This window comes from Vibrio sp. CB1-14, assembly GCF_040412085.2.
Lineage (GTDB): Bacteria > Pseudomonadota > Gammaproteobacteria > Enterobacterales > Vibrionaceae > Vibrio > Vibrio chaetopteri.
Genome location: NZ_CP115920.1, coordinates 910,546 through 929,309, shown reverse-complemented (window position 1 = coordinate 929,309; position 18,764 = coordinate 910,546). Strand labels below are relative to the sequence as shown.

Sequence of the window (18,764 nt, the reverse complement as noted above, 5' to 3'; positions counted from 1 at the left end):
AATCTAACTCAGAACCTGAAAACAAAAAGCCCGCCTAGGCAATCTACCTGGCGGGCTTTTTAATCTCTTACTTCAACTTACATAGTGTAAGTGTAAGGTGCTTGGATACCTAGTGGGATACCTAGAGCCCAGTAAGCTAGCAAGAAGATAGTCCAACCAATCAGCATAGCGATTGAGAATGGCATCATTAGAGAAGCGAGTGTACCGATACCCGTAGACTTCACGTAGCGTTGGCAGTAAACCACAACCAGTGGGAAGAATACCATTAGAGGTGAGATGATGTTCGATACCGAGTCACCAACACGGTAAGCCGCTTGAGATAGCTCAGGAGAGATACCAACCGCCATTAGCATTGGAACTAGGATTGGACCAATCAATGCCCACTTCGCTGATGCAGAGCCAACCAGTAGGTTAACAAATGCCGTCAGTAGAATCATACCAACGATAGTCGCCTGACCTGGTAGGTTCATCGCTTTCAGGCCTTCAGCACCGTAAAGTGCAAGCATAGTACCGATGTTTGACTGACCAAATGCAGATAGGAACTGTGCACAGAAGAACGACATTACGATGTACGCGCCCATTGTTGCCATTGTGTCTGACATCGCTTTGATTACATCGTTGCTAGTCTTGAACGTACCCGCAACACGGCCATATACATAGCCTGGGATGATGAACAGGATGAAGATCAATGGAACGATAGACTTCATTAGTGGTGCAGAGAACGCTGTAATTTCACCTTCTGGAGAACGGAGCGCTGAGGTCTCTGGAATGATCGCAGCCACAAGCAGTGCGATACCCGCCATCATTGACCAACCTGCCGCGCGGAACGCTTTAGATTCGGTCTCTGTGAACGTACCTAGATCTGGTGCTGCTTCAGCATCTTCATCAACAGGTGTATTTACAAGACGTGGCTCAATGATTTTCTCAGTCACATACCAACCGATAGCAACAATGATCACTGAAGATAGACCAGTGAAGAAGATGTTTGCTAGTGGGTTAACGATGTATGCAGGATCAAGAACTTGCGCAGAAGTTTGCGTGAAGCCTGCTAGTAGTGGGTCGATACCTGAAGGGATGAAGTTTGCAGAGAAACCACCTGATACACCAGCAAACGCTGCTGCAATACCCGCTAGTGGGTGACGACCCGCCGCGTGGAAGATGATACCGCCTAGAGGAATAACCAGAACGTAACCTGCATCCGCTGCTGTGTGCGATACGATCGCTACAAGAATCAGCATTGGCGTTAGCAGTTTCGCAGGCGTGAAGTTCAGCATTTTCTTAAGGCCAGTAGTGATGAAGCCTGAAGAGTCAGCTACACCAACACCTAGCATCGCAACCAGTACGATACCCAATGGCGCAAAGCCTGTGAACGTCGTTACCATGTTAGCAAGGAAGCTTGCTAGTGCTTCACCCGTTAGAAGGTTAGTCACCTCTAGAGGAGTGCCGGTACGTGGGTTAATCAGATCGAAACTGACATTAGATAAAAGTGCTGATGCAACCCAAACAATAACGAGTGCCCAGAAAAACAAGATAGCAGGATCTGGGATCTTGTTACCCGCTTTCTCAATAAAGTTTAAAAAGCGATCCATTCCAGTCGGCTTTGGAGCAGGCGCTTGATTAATCGATTGGTTACTCATGGTAACTCCGTGTGTGTGATGTTGTTATTTGTGAATCTCAAGGCAAGTTTCACTGTGACATAAAATCTGCGACACCATTCTATTTAAAAAAGATGAAAAGAGTAGATAATTCGGAACTTTTTCCATATTTGTAGACTTATTTTGCAAAATACGTCGATTAACATAACATTTAACCAACACTAAAACGCACAATTGCAAAACAATTATCTAACTAGCACGCAAAATACCCGATAATATAAAGATAGCTTATAATTTGAGCTCAATCTAAAGGGGAGAAGGGCTACAGAGGAGCGGAATAGGTAGGCTTGTTTCTGTATTGGCTTATGATTCAGAGGATTAACAAACGAAGGCGTATTTAAATAATTAACAAGTCGCGCTCAACATGAAGGGACACTTTCACGACTAGTCAAACTCGCTATAACGTGAGATCTTAGTTTTCAAACTTAGACGTCGCGACTCTCCTAGTCGGTCAATCCAATCGACATCCACTTGGACCGTTTTAACATTTCCGTCCATAGAGACGTTGGGTACTTTCCAGATCACAATATAAGGGGGGTGATTTTCAGAGCCAGCAATGATATCAGTATCAAAATCTGCCACTTGCATATCAGACTGTGCGCTATCGGCGCCGCGCGTTCGAAACCATTCGAACTTCGCTTCCGCAAGACCCAACGCTTGTATGCTGTGATAAGCAAAATCGGAGCGCTGCTCAATATAAGCCTGCATCTTGACTAAACCAAGAGCCCCAATTCCAACAAGGCAAATGGCAATCATGACTTCGACAAGACTAAAACCACGCTGTTTAGAAATCACGCCAGGCTCCTTTTTTCCAGGTATAGGCACCTTTGAGGAAAGTTGGGCGATAGCCAGCATTAAAGTTAAGATTCATATCACCAACCAGCGTTGACTTTCCGCCTTTAGTATCAATAACCAAGCCCCCATTCGGTGTACTAGAGTAGAACTGAACTCCGACGGTATCGCTTGTAATGTAAGGCTTATAAACAGTATTGTCGTTTTGTTTTTCTTGCCAGAAGCTCTTGATCGAAGATGCCACTGACGTATCCGTTGCGTCTACTTTGTGATAAACGAGACCGTTAAAAATGAATGTACCATTCAAAGCAAAGGCACCATTCTCAATAACTAACATCTGTCCATGTGTATCACTTTTATCTATAGAGCCAGATATCTCGCAATTGCCAACTAACCAAAGCCCACGCTTCTTCTCATCTGGAAAATGACTAGATATCAGAGAGCTGCAGTCAGTACCATTTACCTCTTTCTTTACAAACATTTTTGTATCGTCAGATATCGTCGTAACATTCTGTTTGCTTCCCGCTACCCCAAAAGCTCTTTAAATAAGTCCATTTTGGTATCTGGTAGGAAGTCTTTTGAAAATTCAGGGGATTCCGTTGGTTTTGAAGCATCTATAGATGCCACAATGCTATCTTTGCCTATTGTTGTTACGTAATCACTGTGGCATTTTTTCTCGGCATTAACTGAGGATGTCGAGTAACCATATTCTCGATCACCAAAACCCTTTTGAGAGTCATACCTAAAAGTAAACGAATCAGAAAAACGTACGCTAGTACACTCGTACATATTTTCAGGCTGTCCAGCGACTTTAGCACCAACACTTGGGGTAATCGTGACAGTCCCTACCATCTCTAAATCACCGCTGACTTGAATAGCCCCCTTAGGTTGATTAACTCCGTTGGCCATTGTCCGAGTGAGTGTACTTGTGTTTGATGTGGCACTAAGAACGTAGTCAATGTCTTGCGAAACTACCAGTGAGACATTCCCTCGATTCGATAGACAAGCTGAGGTGAACTCTTCTGGCCGGTTTGACGTATCTTCAAGTACATCGATTTCTTTACCTGAAGATCGAAGGTATCCAAGCGTGCACTCCAATAGACCATCCGCATTCCAATAGTTTTTACGAGACTCCACTTCATTCTGGGCTCGCTTAATTTCATACAGCGAGGTCTTATAAGCCCCCATTGTCACCACAAGTGCAACGACCAGTAGTAAGCTTGTAGTCATTAATGCAATTACGCCGTTTTGCTGTTTCATTGGCCGTTCCTCACCATGAACTGTCGCGTCAATGAACTGAATACACTAGGATTTCCTCTAAGCTCCGCGTCGATGGTTAGAATGACGTATTGATGGGTGGCACTATGGCTTCCCACCGTATTAGTCGCCAAAGAAAAATTATTTACTTTTATAAGATTAGGCTCAAAAATAGACGTACAACCTGATGAATTGGAGAATGAAGTCGCTTTAGTTCCAGTCGAAATGCTCGTTTTAGCTCGGCAAATTGATAGCTTTCCAACCTCTTCTGAGAACTGCCATACAACGTTCTCAATCGGCGCTTCTCCCCTATCATCTCGATACGCATACTGCGCCACCGCCCCACTCTGAGACACATAGATGGTAGTGCTCGCTCCAAAAGGCACCCAGCTGTTGCTTTCTTTGCCATTGTAGCCGGCACGGATCATGTCATTTTGGATACGGCGCGCCGTCGTGGCGAGAGCTTGATTTAGCAATAATAATTGAGAGCGATCGGAGGCATGGTTTTGCACCGATATGTACAAAGAACCCACCAGAGAAATAGCCATGATACCTGCTGTCGATGCCACCAGCATTTCGATGATAGTGATGCCTTTTTGACGCTTCATCCTAGCAGCCCCCTAACCCATATTCACCGCCACTTTGACAAACTCGCACCCTCCCCGAAGCAGCGTCACTGACAATCTTGGCGAGCTTTTCACTACGTGGATAAGGTTTAATCGTGATGTTGCCTGCCGCGCGCGCTGCACCAGTAATATGGTCTATTTTGAGCTGTTCGCCATTAAAATTGAGCTCAATGGTTGTGCCATCAAATGGCGCTCCGGACATAGTGAATAGCCGCTTTACGTTGCTGTCAGACAAGCTATCTTTGTTGGCAACCACCGCAGTCCAATTACCATCAGACGCACCATCGGGTAAACCTTCAAAGTGCAACCACAATGGCTCGTTGCGTAATATCGCTTCGGCTTGTGTTTGTACAATAACGCCATAAAGCTCAAGTGCTGCCCGTTCTACTTTGTTCGATTTGGAGACATCGGTGAACGTCGGTGCCATCGCCATAAGGACAATACCCGAGATCACTACTGTGATGATCAATTCCAAAAACGTAAAGCCGCGAACCATTTCCCAAAATCCTATGAAACTGGTAACAAACAAACCTATCTACTTGCGTTAATCCTAGCAGCAGAGAACACTAGAAAAGTCTTTTAAAATAGTCGGTTGGATTGACTTAAAATAATGAAATGCAAACAAGGCGGGAGTAGACAAAGAGGTTTGACGTTGATCGAATTATTGATCACATTAGCCATACTCGGCATTCTGACTTCCGTTGCCTACCCAAACTACACGCAGCAGGTACGAGAAAGTCACCGAATGATCGCGTTGGGTGATTTACTGGAAATGCAGTTGGAGCTCGAACGCACTTATAGTAGCGGCTACAACTTTGCATCTGTTATTTCCGGTGGAAGTTGCACTGTGTGTGAATCTCAGGTCAACCGCTATCAATTTGAAGTAGTGAGCAGCGCTGGCGCCGCCTATACCATTAAAGCCATCGCACAAACGACGACCACCCAATCTGATGATACCTGCCTTGGGGCGGATAAAACCATGAGTTTGACGTCCAATGGTGATGTGACACCACTGGAATGCTGGTAAAGCTGAGCGTGCAAAATCAGCCTTTAGAAAAGCAATCGGCCCGCGATAACTGTCATTATCGCGGGCCGATTTAATTGAGGTTTTCGAGCGTTTAGCTGGTTAAATCATCGAAGAACTTCTTCACACCATTGAAGAAACCCTCTGATTTTGGCTTATGCGTGTTCGCTGCTTCACCACCGCATGACTCTTCAAATTCATGCAGAAGTTCTTTCTGGCGAGCGCTCAGTTTCACTGGCGTTTCAACCACAAGCTTCACGATTAGGTCGCCAACGCCACCGCCACGAACGCCTTTCACACCTTTGCCACGCATGCGGAACATACGGCCAGTTTGAGTCTCTTCTGGTACTTTAAGGCTTACACGACCATCAAGTGTCGGAACTTCAACTTCACCACCCAATGCAGCTTGAGCAAAGCTTACTGGCACTTCACAGTAAAGGTTGTTGCCTTCACGCTCAAAGATGTGGTGCTCTTTCACATGGACTTGAACATACAAGTCACCGGCTGGTGCGCCATGCTCTCCCGCTTCACCTTCGCCAGATAGACGAATGCGATCGCCTGTATCCACACCGGCTGGGATCTTAACGTTAAGTGTTTTAGTCTTCTGTAAGCGACCTTGACCATGACAGCTGTTACATGGGTCTTTAATAATTTTACCGGTACCGCTACAAGTCGGACAGGTTTGCTGAACTGCAAAGAAGCCTTGGCGCATTTGAACTTGGCCATGACCATGACAGGTGCCACAGGTTTGTGGTGAAGAACCTTTCTTCGAGCCTGAGCCGTCACAAGTATCACACTCTACTAATGTAGGTACTTCAATCTCTTTTGAAATACCACGAACCGCTTCTTCTAGCGTTAGCTCCATGTTGTAGCGCAAGTCTGCACCGCGCTGAGCACGATGACCACCGCCGCCACGACGACCGCCACCAAAGATATCACCGAATACGTCACCGAAAATATCACCGAAGTCAGCACCAGCGCCGCCGAAGCCGCCACCACCCATGCCGCCTTGTTCAAAGGCTGCGTGACCGTATTGGTCGTACGCTGCTTTTTTCTGAGGCTCGGTTAGGATCTCATACGCTTCTTTTACTTCTTTAAACTTCTCAGCCGCCGTGTCATCACCTTGGTTTCTATCTGGGTGATACTTCATCGCAAGACGCTTATACGCCTTCTTGATGTCGCGCTCTGATGCGTCACGATCAACGCCTAATACTTCGTAAAAATCACGTTTTGACATATTGCTTGTTACCAATTACTTCGACAAACAGCCCGACGCTGTTTGGGGATTGTATCGTTCTAGATAAAGATTGGTGTCCTTATCTAGAGCGACATGACTCTCGTAAACTCACTGTTTACAAATTTGCGGGCGTAAAGGTTACCCCAAACGCCCGCAACAATCACTTTTCGAGAACCCAGCTCACTGAATTCTCTAAGCTATAAAGTCCAAGCTCAAGGAGGAAACGCGCAGTTTGCTTAGTTTTCATAGAGAAAGTGCAAATGAGCATTTCCGACGCCGAGATTGGGCTTTATAGCGACGAGAAATTATTTTTTCTCGTCTTTTACTTCTTCGAACTCAGCATCAACAACATCGTCGTCTTGCTTAGGCTGTTCGCCAGCTTCAGCGCCCGCACCTTGTGCTTGAGCTTGTTGCTGTGCGATTTCCATTAGCTTCTGAGCCGCTGCCATTAGCGCTTGAACTTTCGCGTCGATCGCTTCTTTGTCTTCACCTTTACGAGCTTCTTCTAGCTCAGTGATTGCAGCTTCGATCTTCTCTTTCTCTTCTGCAGGTAGCGCTTCACCAGCTTCTTCTACTTGCTTACGAGTACCGTGAACCATTTGGTCTGCTTGGTTACGTGCAGCGGCTAGCTCTTCGAACTTCTTGTCCGCTTCTTTGTTAGCTTCTGCTTCTTGTACCATTTTCTCGATGTCTTCATCGCTCAGACCGCCAGACGCTTGGATGGTGATCTTCTGCTCTTTACCTGTCGACTTGTCTTTCGCAGATACGTGTAGGATACCGTCCGCATCTAGGTCGAAAGTAACTTCGATTTGAGGCATACCACGAGGTGCAGCTTGAATGCCTTCTAGGTTGAATTGACCTAGAGACTTGTTGTACATCGCTTGCTTACGCTCACCTTGAAGAACGTGGATAGTTACCGCGTTCTGGTTGTCTTCTGCTGTAGAGAAAACTTGGTTCGCTTTTGTTGGGATAGTTGTGTTCTTCTCAACTAGCTTAGTCATTACGCCGCCCATAGTCTCAATACCTAGAGACAGAGGAGTAACGTCTAGTAGAAGCACGTCTTTAACTTCACCCGCTAGTACACCACCTTGAACCGCAGCACCCATTGCTACTGCTTCGTCTGGGTTCACGTCACGGCGAGCTTCTTTACCGAAGAACTCAGCCACTTTCGCTTGAACCATAGGCATACGAGTTTGACCACCAACTAGGATTACGTCGTTGATGTCGCTTACTGATAGGTCTGCATCAGCTAGAGCAACTTTTAGTGGCTCAAGAGAACGTTGTACTAGGTCTTCAACTAGAGATTCTAGTTTCGCACGAGTCACTTTTACGTTCATGTGCTTAGGACCAGTTGCATCTGCAGTTACGTAAGGTAGGTTTACGTCAGTTTGAGAAGTAGAAGAAAGCTCGATCTTCGCTTTTTCTGCTGCTTCTTTAACACGCTGCATTGCTAGTGGGTCGTTCTTAAGGTTGATACCTTGCTCTTTCTGGAACTCTTCAACTAGGTAGTTGATCATGCGGTTATCGAAGTCTTCACCACCAAGGTGTGTGTCACCGTTAGTTGCTAGAACTTCAAATGTTTTCTCGCCTTCAACTTCATCAATCTCGATGATAGAGATATCGAATGTACCACCACCAAGGTCGTAAACTGCGATAGTGCGGTCGCCGCCTTTCTTATCTAGACCGTAAGCAAGTGCTGCTGCTGTTGGTTCGTTGATGATACGTTTAACTTCTAGACCTGCGATACGACCAGCATCTTTCGTTGCTTGACGCTGTGCATCATTAAAGTAAGCAGGAACTGTGATAACTGCGCCAGTTACTTCCTCACCAAGGAAGTCTTCTGCAGTTTTCTTCATTTTCTTAAGTACTTCAGCAGATACTTGAGGAGCAGCCATTTGCTGGCCTTTTGCTTCTACCCATGCATCACCGTTGTCAGCCTTAACGATTTTGTAAGGCATGATTTCGATGTCACGCTGAACTTCTTCGTCTTCAAAACGACGACCGATAAGACGCTTAATAGCAAATAGCGTGTTCTCTGGGTTTGTAACTGCTTGACGTTTTGCAGGTTGACCTACTAGCGTTTCGCCGTCTGTGTAAGCGATAACCGATGCGGTTGTGCGCTCACCTTCAGCATTTTCGATTACGCGTGGTTTGTCGCCGTCTAAAACCGCAACACAAGAGTTAGTAGTACCTAAGTCAATACCAATGATTTTACCCATCAGGCTATCTCCGAATAATTCTATTGTTTCGTTTGCTGCCTCAGTGTGAGGCTGAGAGCCGACAAAACTGTCCGCTCGCAATAGGTTTGTTTTCTGTATGACCCATAGATAAGGGCGTCAAAATGCTTTTCAAGGGAAGAAGTGAAAAAAGTTTAAGTTTTTTCTGTTGTCATTGTGCATCTGAACATCATTTACACCCAATGACTGACGTTGTAATTGTTTGAAAAATAAAAACGAAGCCATAATGGGCTCCGTTTTTTATCTAGCGAAACTATTTTTTACTACGCACGGCTCTGAGCAAGCACTGCGTCAGCTTCTTGCTCTGCTGGCTCACCAATTTCACCTTCGCTACCAGCAACAATCGTGTTCACTGCAGTATCACCGACAACATTTGAGCTAGTACAGAACATATCGTTGATACGGTCAACAGCAGCAACAATTGCTAGACCTTCTGGTGGCAAGCCTAGTTGGTGAAGGATAACACCAATCATCACTACACCGCCGCCAGGAACACCACCAGCACCAATTGAAAGTAGTAGTACCGTAAAGCCTAGAGTAAACAGATCGCCCATTTGGATAGGCTGACCGAAGGCATTCGCGATGAAGATAGCCGCAATCGCGATGTAGATAGACGCGCCTGCCATGTTCATAGTCGCACCCAGTGGCACACCAAATCCTGCTACAGATTTAGACACACCAATCTTGTCTGTCAAAGTACGCATAGTCACTGGAATCGTCGCGTTAGAGCTTGCCGTTGATAGCGAGAACAGAACCTGCTCACGTGTCGCACGAATAAACTGTGCTGGCGTCATTTTCGTCGTTGCGCCAACCATAAGTGGGTAAACCACAAAGATCCACAGAACAAGAATACCCACAACCAGTGCCACATAACCCGCTACCGATGCTAATGTGTTGGCATCAAGCGTTGCGCCAAGTTGAATCATCAGTGCGAATACACCGTAAGGCGCTAGGCTCATTACAAGACCAATCAACTTCATCATCACGTCATTCGCTACTTTGAATGCGTTGATAGCAGGGCCGCCTTTTTTATCCAGAGCTTGGATAGCCAGACCAGTCAGAATCGCCATAAAGATGATTTGTAACATGTCACCGTTAGCAAACGCCTGAATAGGGTTGCTTGGTACAATGTTGGTGATCATTGAGAAGATATCAGGTGTCGTGGTTGACGTGAGCTCAACAGCTTCAGCCACTGTGCCACCTAGGTTAGCGCCTGCACCCGGCTGAACGATCATACCGATAGCAAGTGCAAAAGTAATCGCGATCACTGTATTAAGAATATAAAGCGCAAAGGTTTTGCCGCCAAGGCGACCGAAAGAGTTGATGTCTTTAAGTTCTACGATACCGCAAACGATAGAAACGTATACCAATGGTACAACGAGTAGTTTGATTAAAGAGACGAACATGCCGCCTACGCCTTCTGCAAAACCAAGTAGATATTGGTCAAAAAGGCTAACACCTGCGAAAAGGTATTGAATCGCTGTACCAATCAAAAGGCCAGCAAATAGACCTACAAAGATCTTTTGGGATAGTGATTTATTCATTCAAAAACTCCAGAATGTTGTGTTTATTCCCTACACTTTTATAGTTATTTACTTTCTTATTTATAGAAAGCTCAGGGGATATTACAGATATGAAGTCAAAATGAAAGCATAAATTTTACATTTTCTTATCCATTTCTTAAAGTTTATAACTCCAAATTATTGAAAGAAACTAGAACAATAAACCAAAAAAAATGAAGCCAATAAGGCTTCATTTTATAGAATAGGCAAATTCGTTGGGATAAACCTCTAGTGTCAACCCCTAGAAATAATCTGCTACTTTGACACCATTACCATGGCAGGACGGATAACACGGCCATTGAGCTCGTAACCCTTTTGCATAACAAACATGACGGTATTTGGCTCGTGATCGGCACTTTCCTGAATAGACATTGCTTGGTGCTGCTCAGGGTTGAATGCTTCACCTTCTGGGTTGATCTCTTTTAGACCAAACTTAGCAACCACATCAACAAACGTCTTATGCGTCATTTCAACACCTTCAACGATCGGTTTTACTGCTTCGTTTTCAGCATCTGCGGCTGCGATAGCACGCTCTAGGTTATCAATCACTGGTAAAAGTTCTTCAGCGAACTTGTTCAGTGCGTACTTACGAGCTTTATCAATTTCTTGCTCTGTGCGACGACGCATGTTTTCAATATCTGCTTTCGCGCGTAGAACAGAATCTTGCTGATCTTTCACTTTCGCTTCGCTAGACAGTAGCGCCGCTTCTAGTTGAGCAATCTTAGCTTCTTGAATGTCTTGCTCGGATTCTTCGTTCCATTCCACGTCAGCGTCAGAACCTACCACCTCTGCATCTTCCTGTTTTGCTTCCGCTTCTTGGGTGTTTAGCTCTTCTTGATTTACCTTGTTTTCTTCGTTGCTCATGGTCTCTCCGGAATACTCGCTTCAAGGCAATGCATAATACGACTCACTCACAATTCTTAGGAACTAAATCGCACCAAACACTGCATATATACATACTTTGGGTATATTATGGGGATGAAGATTTGTGATTCAAGCACTATTAGTTTGGAAGTGATATGAAAAAACCCTTTGAGGTGATCGCCATCATAGGCAAACCTCGAGCTCAGCAAGCCATTCAAACCCATAAAGAGCTGTTTTTGTGGCTCACCTCGAAAGGCTACAAGGTTCTTGTCGATGATCGTCTGATCGATATTCTTGTCGACATCCCAAGGCAGCACTTCTTCAGCTTAGTTCGTATAGGCCGAGAAGCCGACTTAGCTATTGTGGTTGGCGGCGACGGAAATATGCTTGGCGCAGCTCGAGTACTGTCTCGATTCGATGTGGCTGTAATTGGCGTCAATCGTGGCAACCTTGGCTTTCTTACAGATCTAAATCCTGAAGGCTTTGAAACCGCACTCGAATCCGTGCTCAATGGTGAATACCTTGAGGAGAAACGTTTTCTCCTAGAAGCGGAAATTCATCGACACGGCCAAATAAAAAGTCATAACGCAGCACTCAATGAAGCGGTTCTTCACCCGGGACAAGTCGCACACATGATCGAGTTTGAAGTCTATATTGATGACTCATTCGCGTTCAGTTTGCGATCTGACGGGCTTATTGTGTCTACGCCAACAGGCTCCACTGCCTACTCACTCTCCGGCGGTGGCCCTATATTATCATCACAACTCAATGCAATCTCATTGGTACCGATGTTCCCACATACCTTGTCGAGTCGCCCATTGGTGGTTGATGGCAACTGCCGTATTAAGCTGGTGGTGTCCCCTGATAACCGTGGCACACAAGAAGTCAGCTGCGACGGACAAATCTCGCTACCTGTATCGCCTGGTGACGAAATCCACATCTATCAAAGTCCGAACGCGCTAAAACTGATCCATCCAAAAGACTATAGCTACTATCACGTACTGCGAAATAAACTCGGATGGTCGAGTAAACTGTTTTAAATAAATCAGATAGATAGCCTCCATTCCTATCGATAGCCTCAATATTGCCATTGAGGCTTTTTTGTATCCGCCGGTTAAATCCCTTTCTTTTCGATCAAATAATCGGCAACAGTGCGTCCTGTCACATAAAAATTTACCTGTGCAACTTTACTGTATAAAGAAACAGTATATACTGAACTTACATACAGTAATGTTCATTTAAACAGGTAAATAAAATGCTGTCTCATCTAAGTGTTAATAATTTTGCTATCGTAAAATCGCTGCAGTTAGAACTATGTACAGGTATGACAACCATCACTGGCGAAACCGGCGCAGGTAAATCCATTGCTATCGACGCGCTTGGGCTGTGTTTAGGTGGCCGTGCCGACGCTGGCGCTGTACGTGCTGGTGAAGACAAAACCGAAGTCACTGCCGCTTTTGCGATTGAGGACAATCAACAAGCGACACGCTGGCTCGAAGACAATGACCTGTTTGATGGCACTGAATGTATTTTGCGCCGCACCATTACCAAAGAAGGGCGCTCGCGCGCTTTCATTAACGGCAGTCCGGTTCCCTTGTCACAGCTAAAATCGCTTGGCCAACTGTTGATAAACATCCACGGTCAGCATGCGCATCACCAATTGATGAAGAGTGATTATCAGCTCAGCTTGCTTGACCAATACGCAGGCCACACCGCACTGCTTAAACAGGTTCGTTCAAAGTACCAAACCTGGCGTAATGCCGATATTGCACTCACCAAACTGAAAGAAAACAGTGCTAACAACCTGGCTCAGCTGCAGTTGCTTGAATATCAAATCAAAGAACTCAATGAGCTAGCGATTGGAGAAGACGAATTCCCCGGTCTTGAACAAGAACACAAGCGTTTATCCAACAGTGGTGAATTGGCAGTGACGTGCCAACAAGCCATCGACATCATCTACGAGGGTGATGAAGTAAACGCACTTGCTATGCTACAAACCGCCAGCAGCAAATTGCTGCAGCTTGCCGAGCTCGACGCTAGCCTAACGCCACTTCCTAACATGATTGAAGAAGCCATCATCCAAATTGAGGAAGCCAATACTGAGCTTCGCAATTATCTCGACAAGATTGATGTTGATCCGGAGCGCATGGCTTATGTTGAAGAGCGTTTTTCTAAAATCATGTCGCTGGCTCGTAAACACCATGTGATGCCTGAGGAGCTATACCAGCACCATCAGGACTTGCTCGCACAAATCGAAGCTCTAGATTGCTCGGATGAAAAAATGGCAGAAATGGAGCAAGAAGTGGCCAACCACTTTGATGCTTATGTCAGAGTCAGTGAAAAACTGAATAAATCTCGTGGACGCTACGCAAAAGAGCTCAACAAGCTGATTTCTCAAAGCATGCATGAACTCAGTATGGAAAAAGCCAAATTCGCCATTGATGTCGCATTCCAATCTGACCATCCTTCCCCAACAGGCATGGATAGCGTGGTGTTCTTGGTCTCCACCAACCCAGGCCAGCCTATGCAGCCGATCGCCAAAGTGGCCTCTGGTGGTGAGCTATCTCGGATCTCCTTAGCTATCCAAGTGATCACCGCACAAAAAGTCGATACACCAAGCCTAATCTTCGATGAAGTGGATGTCGGTATCAGCGGACCAACTGCTGCAGTGGTGGGTAAAATGCTTCGTAAGCTTGGTGAGTCAACGCAAGTGCTGTGTGTGACCCACTTGCCGCAAGTGGCCGGTCATGGCCATCAGCAATTGTTTGTTACCAAAACGACCAAAGCCAATAAAACCGAGACCAGTATGTTGACTCTAAACGAGCAAGAGCGTGTCACCGAACTTGCTCGCCTACTTGGTGGCAGCCAAATCACCGACTCAACACTCGCCAACGCTAAAGAGCTACTGATCGCCGCGTGATTGCACTGTGATGAGATAGTTCCCTAGCAAGCCAAGATTAACCGAGGATTGTTGCTTAACTCATAAAACCGAGCTTGAGCGACAATCTTACGCAGACAAGTTTTTACTTCTGGCTCATCCTTGTTTATTATCTTTGCAGTTTCACAAATCGACGTTGTAAATTAAAGCTATGCAATTTAAGAAGTGGTTACTTGCATTACCACTAGCACTTAGTGTGCTGACAGGATGTTCAGTAATAGAAAAAATCGTATATCGCATTGATATCAACCAAGGCAACTTCGTTGAGCAGAGTGCGGTAGACCAGTTACGTTATGGCATGACCAAAGAACAAGTTCGCTTCGTTCTTGGCTCACCAATGCTCATTGAAAACGGCTACCCGAATACTTGGTACTACATCTACCACGCAACCAAGGGACACGACGATTCTGTTCAGCAGAACCTAGTCGTCAACTTTGACGGTAACGGCGTGTTGGCGTCTATCGCTGGCGACTACGAAGCAAGCGATAACTTCTTCGACGCACTGAACTAGATCGTTAAAATACAAAAAAGCTCGCCTAGGCGAGCTTTTTTCGTTTCTATTGAAGCTATAGCGTTAGCTTGCCTCTGCACTCTTTCGAACTGGCGATGGCTTACCGCCCGTCACCGGATCGGCTTTGCCCGCGTTTTTGGCTTGCTCTGCACGTTTACGTCTAATTTCTTTTGGATCGGCAAGTAGCGGGCGATAAATCTCAATACGGTCTTTATCTCTTACCGTTGCGTCCAACTTCACGTTGCGACTAAACACGCCAACCTTATTGGTCGACAAATCTATCTCTGGATACACCGACAGCACGCCCGACTTTTGGATAATCTCTTCCACCGTCGATTCATGATTAACCACCAACTGAAAAACACGCTGTTCATTAGGCAAGGCGTAAACCACCTCTACGTGAATAAGCTGAGCGTCAGCACTCATAGGTGTACACCTCTTTGGCACGCTTAGTAAATGCGTTCACCATATTACTCGTGACATCGTGGAAGATCTTTCCAAACGCCAGTTCAATCATTTTACTTGAGAATTCAAACTCAAGTTTTAGCTCAACTTTGCACGCCTGATCATCGAGTGGAATAAAAGACCAAACGCCTTTAAGCATTTTAAATGGGCCGTCCACCAGCTCCATCAGAATCTCGCTTCCATGCACCAAAGTATTCGCAGTGGTAAATGTTTTACTGATCCCTGCCTTTGAAACGTCTACCGACGCAACCATCGCTGAGTTTGTTGTCTCTAGTACACGCGAGCCTGAACAGCCCGGCAAAAAATCAGGATAACTGGCGACATCATTAACCAAGTTAAACATTTGATCAGCGCTAAACATCACGAGCGCCGAGCGAGTCACTTGTTGCATAAAAACTCCCCAAACTAAAAGGTTGCCTCCGATTCTACTGTTAAGCAGCTGTTAGCTCAAGTCACACGCTCATACCCTTTAATAATCGGGAGGTAACGCGCGCTCACACAAAACAAAAGCTTGGCAAATAAAACCCTTCCCTAAACGCAAAAACTCGCCGTATAATGACGCCATTATGGTAAAGAAGAATTCAAAGAATAAAGCGGGTAGCAATACCATCGCTCAGAACAAGAAAGCTCGCCACGAATTTCACATTCAAGACGAGATCGAAGCTGGTATCGAACTGCAAGGCTGGGAAGTAAAATCCCTACGCTCAGGCAAAGCGAATATCGCTGAGAGCTACGTTTTCCTACGTGATGGCCAAGCTTACATCAGCGGCATGTCAATCATTCCGCTTAACCAAGCATCAACTCACATTGTTGCCGAACCAACACGCGTACGCAAACTGCTCTTGCATCGCCGCGAACTGGACAAACTTATTGGTCTAGTTAACCGTGACGGCATGACGCTTGTTGCTACGACTATGTACTGGTCGCGTTCTTGGGCTAAGATCAAAGTGGGCGTCGCGAAAGGTAAAAAGCTTCACGACAAACGTGCTGATTTGAAAGAAAAAGATTGGGCACGTGATAAAGCGCGAATCATGAAAAGTAATTTGCGCTAAAACTGACCAGTTAAACTCCGCAGTGCTAGACAGGCCATGCTTTTCTGGTAACATGCGAAGAACACTTTGGGGCTGATTTAGGATTCGACAGGAATTTTGAAGTCTGAGGTGCATGCCGTGGGGCGGTTGGCCACGTAAAAAGCCGCAAAAAAATAGTCGCAAACGACGAAAACTACGCACTAGCAGCTTAATAACCTGCTCAGAGCCTCTTTGCCCTAGCTTCCGCTTGTAAGACGGGGAACAACAAAGAGTCAAACCCAAACTAGCTAGATCGGATTCTCCCGCCTGAGAGATGAAGTTCGAAATTCAATTCAGGATAGCCATTAACTAGCGTGTCGGTTCGCAGGTTGGTGGTGAATTTAAAGATCGACTAAGCATGTAGTACCAATGATGAATGGTTTTTGGACGCGGGTTCAACTCCCGCCAGCTCCACCAAACGTTTGGAACGGGACATCTCAGGATGTCCCGTTTTTGTATCTGAAGCCTTATAAAATCAGGCCTCTCTAGATCACCGCGTCTCATACCGTTTCACTAAACCTCGGTCTTAAAGTAACATACGATGTAACACCACCAGCAGTGTTACCAATCTAGTGTTACATCAGTCAGAGGAAGACAGAATGGCTAAATCAATCAAGCCCTTATCTACTACGCAAGTGAGTAAATCGAAGCCACAAGACAAAGAATACTCTCTAGGTGACGGTAACGGGTTACTACTAAGAATAAAGCCCAACGGCACTAAGTCTTGGATTTTCAATTACACCCACCCAGTGACCAAAAAACGCAAGAATATCGGTCTCGGCGTATTTCCAGACATAACTCTCGCATCTGCAAGAGAGAAGACACGAGAAATGCGTCAACTCGTTGCGGAAGGGATAGATCCAAAAACGCATAGAGATAACAAGTTAGTGGCTGAACAACTTGCAGTTGAAGACACTTTAAAAACCGTAGCTATGGAATGGTTTGAATTAAAGCGCGACTCTGTATCAAGCGACTATGCTGACGACATTTGGCGTTCGCTAGAACTGCACATTTTCCCAAACCTGGGACAGCTACCTATACGCGATATACTTGCTCCAACTGTCATTAAACAACTGAGACCTTTAGAACAACAAGGTTCATTAGAAACTGTCAAACGTGTTTGTCAGCGTATAAATGAAGTCATGATCTACGCAACTAATATGGGAAAGATTGAAGCTAACCCATTAGCAGATATCAAACAGGTTTTCAGAAAACCTAAAACCATGCATATGAAAACGATAGAACCAAAAAATCTTAGTTTTCTGATGAACGCCATGTCAAAAGTAAATACTAAAATGGCGACTCGCTGTGCCTTTGAATTTCAACTTCATACGTTAACTCGCCCTGTTGAGTGTGCCACCGCAGAGTGGAGCGAAATTGACACTGACAAAAGGCTTTGGGTTATACCAAAAGAAAAAATGAAGATGAAGCGGGATCATAAAATACCTTTAACTGACGCTACTCTTCAATTGTTAGAGTTCATGAAGCCCATCTCATTTGGACAGCAGTATATATTCCCAAGTAGCAAAACCCCAAGCAGCCATATGAATAGCCAGTCGGTTAATGCCGTAATTAAGAGAGCTGGAATGGCGGGAATACTAGTAAGCCACGGTATGCGTTCGATCGGTAGTACAGCTTTGAACGAACAGGGATTTGATAAGGATGCAATCGAACTTTGTCTTGCCCATGTTGATCAAAATACTATTCGCGACATCTATAACAACGCAGAATACTTAGAAAAGCGCCGAAACATCATGGCCTGGTGGAGTGACTACATTTTAACCGCCTCTTTCAACGCAAACACTATAGCCAAACCCACCCCAGCGTGACAAGCGTCACACTTTACATTGTTTTAGTTACTTATCATTGACTTAAGATCATCAAATAAATTATATCTAGATGCATCCAGACGAATAAGTAACTTTAACAACAGGAGACAAATACAGAACACGTAAACACCATCAAATTCAATTTGGTGTATACCGCAGCAATACTTTTGATTCATTTATATATCTCTAGTAGCTATTTTTAGCTCTACGCTTGTGTTTTAAAGAAAATTTTTGTGCTTGAGACTATTCCTTTCGCATAAAAGCTTACATTCAAACTAATTCTATTTTTACATAGGATCTGTCTACCTACACATGTGGGTTGCACAACCATGTTAAATGGAATGGCAAGCATAGATGCAGAGCAACTACTAAGAGAACTTACGCAAACTGTAATTAAATGAATTGGAAGTCTCCCTATGAACACAAATTTCCGCATCGAACGTAAAACTGAAGTTCTAAAACGTATCCCTTTCTCAAAAGCGACACTTCACCGCAAAATCAATGATGGCACATTCCCGCCCTCAATACCTCTTGGAGCAAACTCCGTTGGCTTTCTTTCGCATGAAGTCGATATGACGATCCTTGCTATGGCGACAGGGCAAGATTTGCGTGAAACCGTTTCTGACTTACTAGTTCAGAGACAATCTCTACTCGAAAACACTTTCTACCAATCAGCAGCTTAACAACTAGTTGATAT

Annotated in this window: 19 protein-coding genes and 1 other RNA gene; 8 read left to right on the top strand and 12 right to left on the bottom strand. The window is 45.1% G+C overall.

All coding sequences use genetic code 11. The annotated features are described in order from the left end of the window. Positions 1–77: 77 nt before the first annotated feature. The 6 genes from PG915_RS04170 to PG915_RS04145 all read right to left on the bottom strand — a co-directional run bounded on the left by PG915_RS04170 (position 78) and on the right by PG915_RS04145 (position 4,826). Positions 78–1,637: an AbgT family transporter gene (locus tag PG915_RS04170; RefSeq protein ID WP_353497988.1), complete on the bottom strand. Its 1,560-nt coding sequence runs from the start codon at positions 1,635–1,637 to the stop codon at positions 78–80. Between the two features lie 402 nt (positions 1,638–2,039). After that, a complete protein-coding gene (locus tag PG915_RS04165) occupies positions 2,040–2,450 on the bottom strand; it encodes a type IV pilus modification PilV family protein (RefSeq protein WP_353497987.1) in 411 nt (136 codons plus the stop codon). Then, positions 2,440–2,928, bottom strand: a complete 489-nt coding sequence (locus PG915_RS04160) for a hypothetical protein (RefSeq protein WP_353497986.1) — start codon at positions 2,926–2,928, stop codon at positions 2,440–2,442. The genes PG915_RS04165 and PG915_RS04160 overlap by 11 nt, the downstream gene beginning before the upstream one ends. A 44-nt stretch (positions 2,929–2,972) precedes the next feature. Continuing rightward, positions 2,973–3,707: a hypothetical protein gene (locus PG915_RS04155; RefSeq protein WP_353497985.1), complete on the bottom strand. Its 735-nt coding sequence runs from the start codon at positions 3,705–3,707 to the stop codon at positions 2,973–2,975. Further along, the gene (locus PG915_RS04150) at positions 3,704–4,312 is read right to left on the bottom strand and encodes a PilW family protein (RefSeq protein ID WP_353497984.1); all 609 of its coding nucleotides are present in this window, start codon (positions 4,310–4,312) and stop codon (positions 3,704–3,706) included. Before PG915_RS04150 ends, PG915_RS04155 begins: the two co-directional genes overlap by 4 nt. A gap of 1 nt (position 4,313) precedes the next feature. Next, positions 4,314–4,826 (bottom strand): GspH/FimT family pseudopilin, encoded by a 513-nt coding sequence (locus tag PG915_RS04145; RefSeq protein WP_353497983.1) that lies wholly within the window; start codon positions 4,824–4,826, stop codon positions 4,314–4,316. 114 nt (positions 4,827–4,940) lie between these two features. On the opposite strand from PG915_RS04145, the gene PG915_RS04140 reads away from it, so the two are divergent. Beyond that, complete coding sequence (locus tag PG915_RS04140) at positions 4,941–5,357, top strand: type IV pilin protein (RefSeq protein ID WP_353497982.1); 417 nt, start codon at positions 4,941–4,943, stop codon at positions 5,355–5,357. Between the two features lie 91 nt (positions 5,358–5,448). Here PG915_RS04140 and dnaJ read toward each other — a convergent pair whose 3' ends face one another. The 4 genes from dnaJ to grpE all read right to left on the bottom strand — a co-directional run bounded on the left by dnaJ (position 5,449) and on the right by grpE (position 11,254). Next, positions 5,449–6,591: a molecular chaperone DnaJ gene (gene dnaJ / locus PG915_RS04135; protein WP_353497981.1), complete on the bottom strand. Its 1,143-nt coding sequence runs from the start codon at positions 6,589–6,591 to the stop codon at positions 5,449–5,451. A 305-nt stretch (positions 6,592–6,896) separates the two neighbouring features. Continuing rightward, positions 6,897–8,810 (bottom strand): molecular chaperone DnaK, encoded by a 1,914-nt coding sequence (gene dnaK / locus PG915_RS04130; protein WP_353497980.1) that lies wholly within the window; start codon positions 8,808–8,810, stop codon positions 6,897–6,899. Positions 8,811–9,091: 281 nt separating this feature from the next. Further along, positions 9,092–10,372 carry a dicarboxylate/amino acid:cation symporter gene (locus PG915_RS04125; RefSeq protein ID WP_353497979.1) on the bottom strand — a complete coding sequence of 427 codons (1,281 nt, stop codon included), beginning with the start codon at positions 10,370–10,372 and terminating at the stop codon, positions 9,092–9,094. Between the two features lie 273 nt (positions 10,373–10,645). After that, a complete protein-coding gene (gene grpE, locus PG915_RS04120; RefSeq protein ID WP_353497978.1) occupies positions 10,646–11,254 on the bottom strand; it encodes a nucleotide exchange factor GrpE in 609 nt (202 codons plus the stop codon). Positions 11,255–11,409: 155 nt separating this feature from the next. Here grpE and nadK point away from each other — a divergent pair, with 155 nt between their 5' ends. The 3 genes from nadK to bamE all read left to right on the top strand — a co-directional run bounded on the left by nadK (position 11,410) and on the right by bamE (position 14,703). Next, positions 11,410–12,294: an NAD(+) kinase gene (gene nadK / locus PG915_RS04115; RefSeq protein WP_353497977.1), complete on the top strand. Its 885-nt coding sequence runs from the start codon at positions 11,410–11,412 to the stop codon at positions 12,292–12,294. A 215-nt stretch (positions 12,295–12,509) separates the two neighbouring features. After that, complete coding sequence (gene recN / locus PG915_RS04110; RefSeq protein WP_353497976.1) at positions 12,510–14,174, top strand: DNA repair protein RecN; 1,665 nt, start codon at positions 12,510–12,512, stop codon at positions 14,172–14,174. Between the two features lie 169 nt (positions 14,175–14,343). Then, positions 14,344–14,703, top strand: coding sequence for an outer membrane protein assembly factor BamE (gene bamE / locus PG915_RS04105; RefSeq protein ID WP_042500816.1), 360 nt, complete (start codon positions 14,344–14,346; stop codon positions 14,701–14,703). A 63-nt stretch (positions 14,704–14,766) separates the two neighbouring features. Here the strand turns inward: bamE and PG915_RS04100 are convergent, their stop codons facing one another. Continuing rightward, positions 14,767–15,129 carry an RnfH family protein gene (locus tag PG915_RS04100; RefSeq protein ID WP_353497975.1) on the bottom strand — a complete coding sequence of 121 codons (363 nt, stop codon included), beginning with the start codon at positions 15,127–15,129 and terminating at the stop codon, positions 14,767–14,769. Further along, on the bottom strand, positions 15,119–15,559 hold the full coding sequence (locus PG915_RS04095) for an SRPBCC family protein (RefSeq protein WP_338163649.1): 441 nt from the start codon (positions 15,557–15,559) through the stop codon (positions 15,119–15,121). The genes PG915_RS04100 and PG915_RS04095 overlap by 11 nt, the downstream gene beginning before the upstream one ends. A 175-nt stretch (positions 15,560–15,734) precedes the next feature. On the opposite strand from PG915_RS04095, the gene smpB reads away from it, so the two are divergent. The 4 genes from smpB (at position 15,735) to PG915_RS04075 (ending at position 18,750) form a co-directional block, all read left to right on the top strand. Then, on the top strand, positions 15,735–16,220 hold the full coding sequence (smpB, locus tag PG915_RS04090) for an SsrA-binding protein SmpB (protein WP_112460957.1): 486 nt from the start codon (positions 15,735–15,737) through the stop codon (positions 16,218–16,220). A gap of 68 nt (positions 16,221–16,288) precedes the next feature. Continuing rightward, positions 16,289–16,655, top strand: a transfer-messenger RNA (tmRNA) gene (ssrA, locus tag PG915_RS04085). Positions 16,656–16,837: 182 nt separating this feature from the next. Further along, entirely contained in the window at positions 16,838–18,067 is a 1,230-nt protein-coding gene (locus tag PG915_RS04080; protein ID WP_353497974.1) for an integrase domain-containing protein, read from the top strand. Positions 18,068–18,483: 416 nt separating this feature from the next. Beyond that, positions 18,484–18,750, top strand: coding sequence for a helix-turn-helix transcriptional regulator (locus PG915_RS04075; protein WP_065607447.1), 267 nt, complete (start codon positions 18,484–18,486; stop codon positions 18,748–18,750). Positions 18,751–18,764: the final 14 nt, after the last annotated feature.

Excerpts from the sequence above, each read along its gene's own strand:
- nadK (WP_353497977.1), top strand. The coding sequence starts at position 11,410 with ATGAAAAAACCCTTTGAGGTGATCGCCATCATAGGCAAACCTCGAGCT.
- PG915_RS04150 (WP_353497984.1), bottom strand. The coding sequence starts at position 4,312 with ATGAAGCGTCAAAAAGGCATCACTATCATCGAAATGCTGGTGGCATCG.
- bamE (WP_042500816.1), top strand. The coding sequence starts at position 14,344 with ATGCAATTTAAGAAGTGGTTACTTGCATTACCACTAGCACTTAGTGTG.
- PG915_RS04140 (WP_353497982.1), top strand. The coding sequence starts at position 4,941 with ATGAAATGCAAACAAGGCGGGAGTAGACAAAGAGGTTTGACGTTGATC.
- PG915_RS04095 (WP_338163649.1), bottom strand. The coding sequence starts at position 15,559 with ATGCAACAAGTGACTCGCTCGGCGCTCGTGATGTTTAGCGCTGATCAA.
- smpB (WP_112460957.1), top strand. The coding sequence starts at position 15,735 with ATGGTAAAGAAGAATTCAAAGAATAAAGCGGGTAGCAATACCATCGCT.
- dnaK (WP_353497980.1), bottom strand. The coding sequence starts at position 8,810 with ATGGGTAAAATCATTGGTATTGACTTAGGTACTACTAACTCTTGTGTT.
- dnaJ (WP_353497981.1), bottom strand. The coding sequence starts at position 6,591 with ATGTCAAAACGTGATTTTTACGAAGTATTAGGCGTTGATCGTGACGCA.
- PG915_RS04100 (WP_353497975.1), bottom strand. The coding sequence starts at position 15,129 with ATGAGTGCTGACGCTCAGCTTATTCACGTAGAGGTGGTTTACGCCTTG.
- PG915_RS04145 (WP_353497983.1), bottom strand. The coding sequence starts at position 4,826 with ATGGTTCGCGGCTTTACGTTTTTGGAATTGATCATCACAGTAGTGATC.
- PG915_RS04160 (WP_353497986.1), bottom strand. The coding sequence starts at position 2,928 with ATGTTTGTAAAGAAAGAGGTAAATGGTACTGACTGCAGCTCTCTGATA.
- PG915_RS04155 (WP_353497985.1), bottom strand. The coding sequence starts at position 3,707 with ATGAAACAGCAAAACGGCGTAATTGCATTAATGACTACAAGCTTACTA.
- grpE (WP_353497978.1), bottom strand. The coding sequence starts at position 11,254 with ATGAGCAACGAAGAAAACAAGGTAAATCAAGAAGAGCTAAACACCCAA.
- PG915_RS04170 (WP_353497988.1), bottom strand. The coding sequence starts at position 1,637 with ATGAGTAACCAATCGATTAATCAAGCGCCTGCTCCAAAGCCGACTGGA.
- PG915_RS04125 (WP_353497979.1), bottom strand. The coding sequence starts at position 10,372 with ATGAATAAATCACTATCCCAAAAGATCTTTGTAGGTCTATTTGCTGGC.
- PG915_RS04080 (WP_353497974.1), top strand. The coding sequence starts at position 16,838 with ATGGCTAAATCAATCAAGCCCTTATCTACTACGCAAGTGAGTAAATCG.
- PG915_RS04075 (WP_065607447.1), top strand. The coding sequence starts at position 18,484 with ATGAACACAAATTTCCGCATCGAACGTAAAACTGAAGTTCTAAAACGT.
- recN (WP_353497976.1), top strand. The coding sequence starts at position 12,510 with ATGCTGTCTCATCTAAGTGTTAATAATTTTGCTATCGTAAAATCGCTG.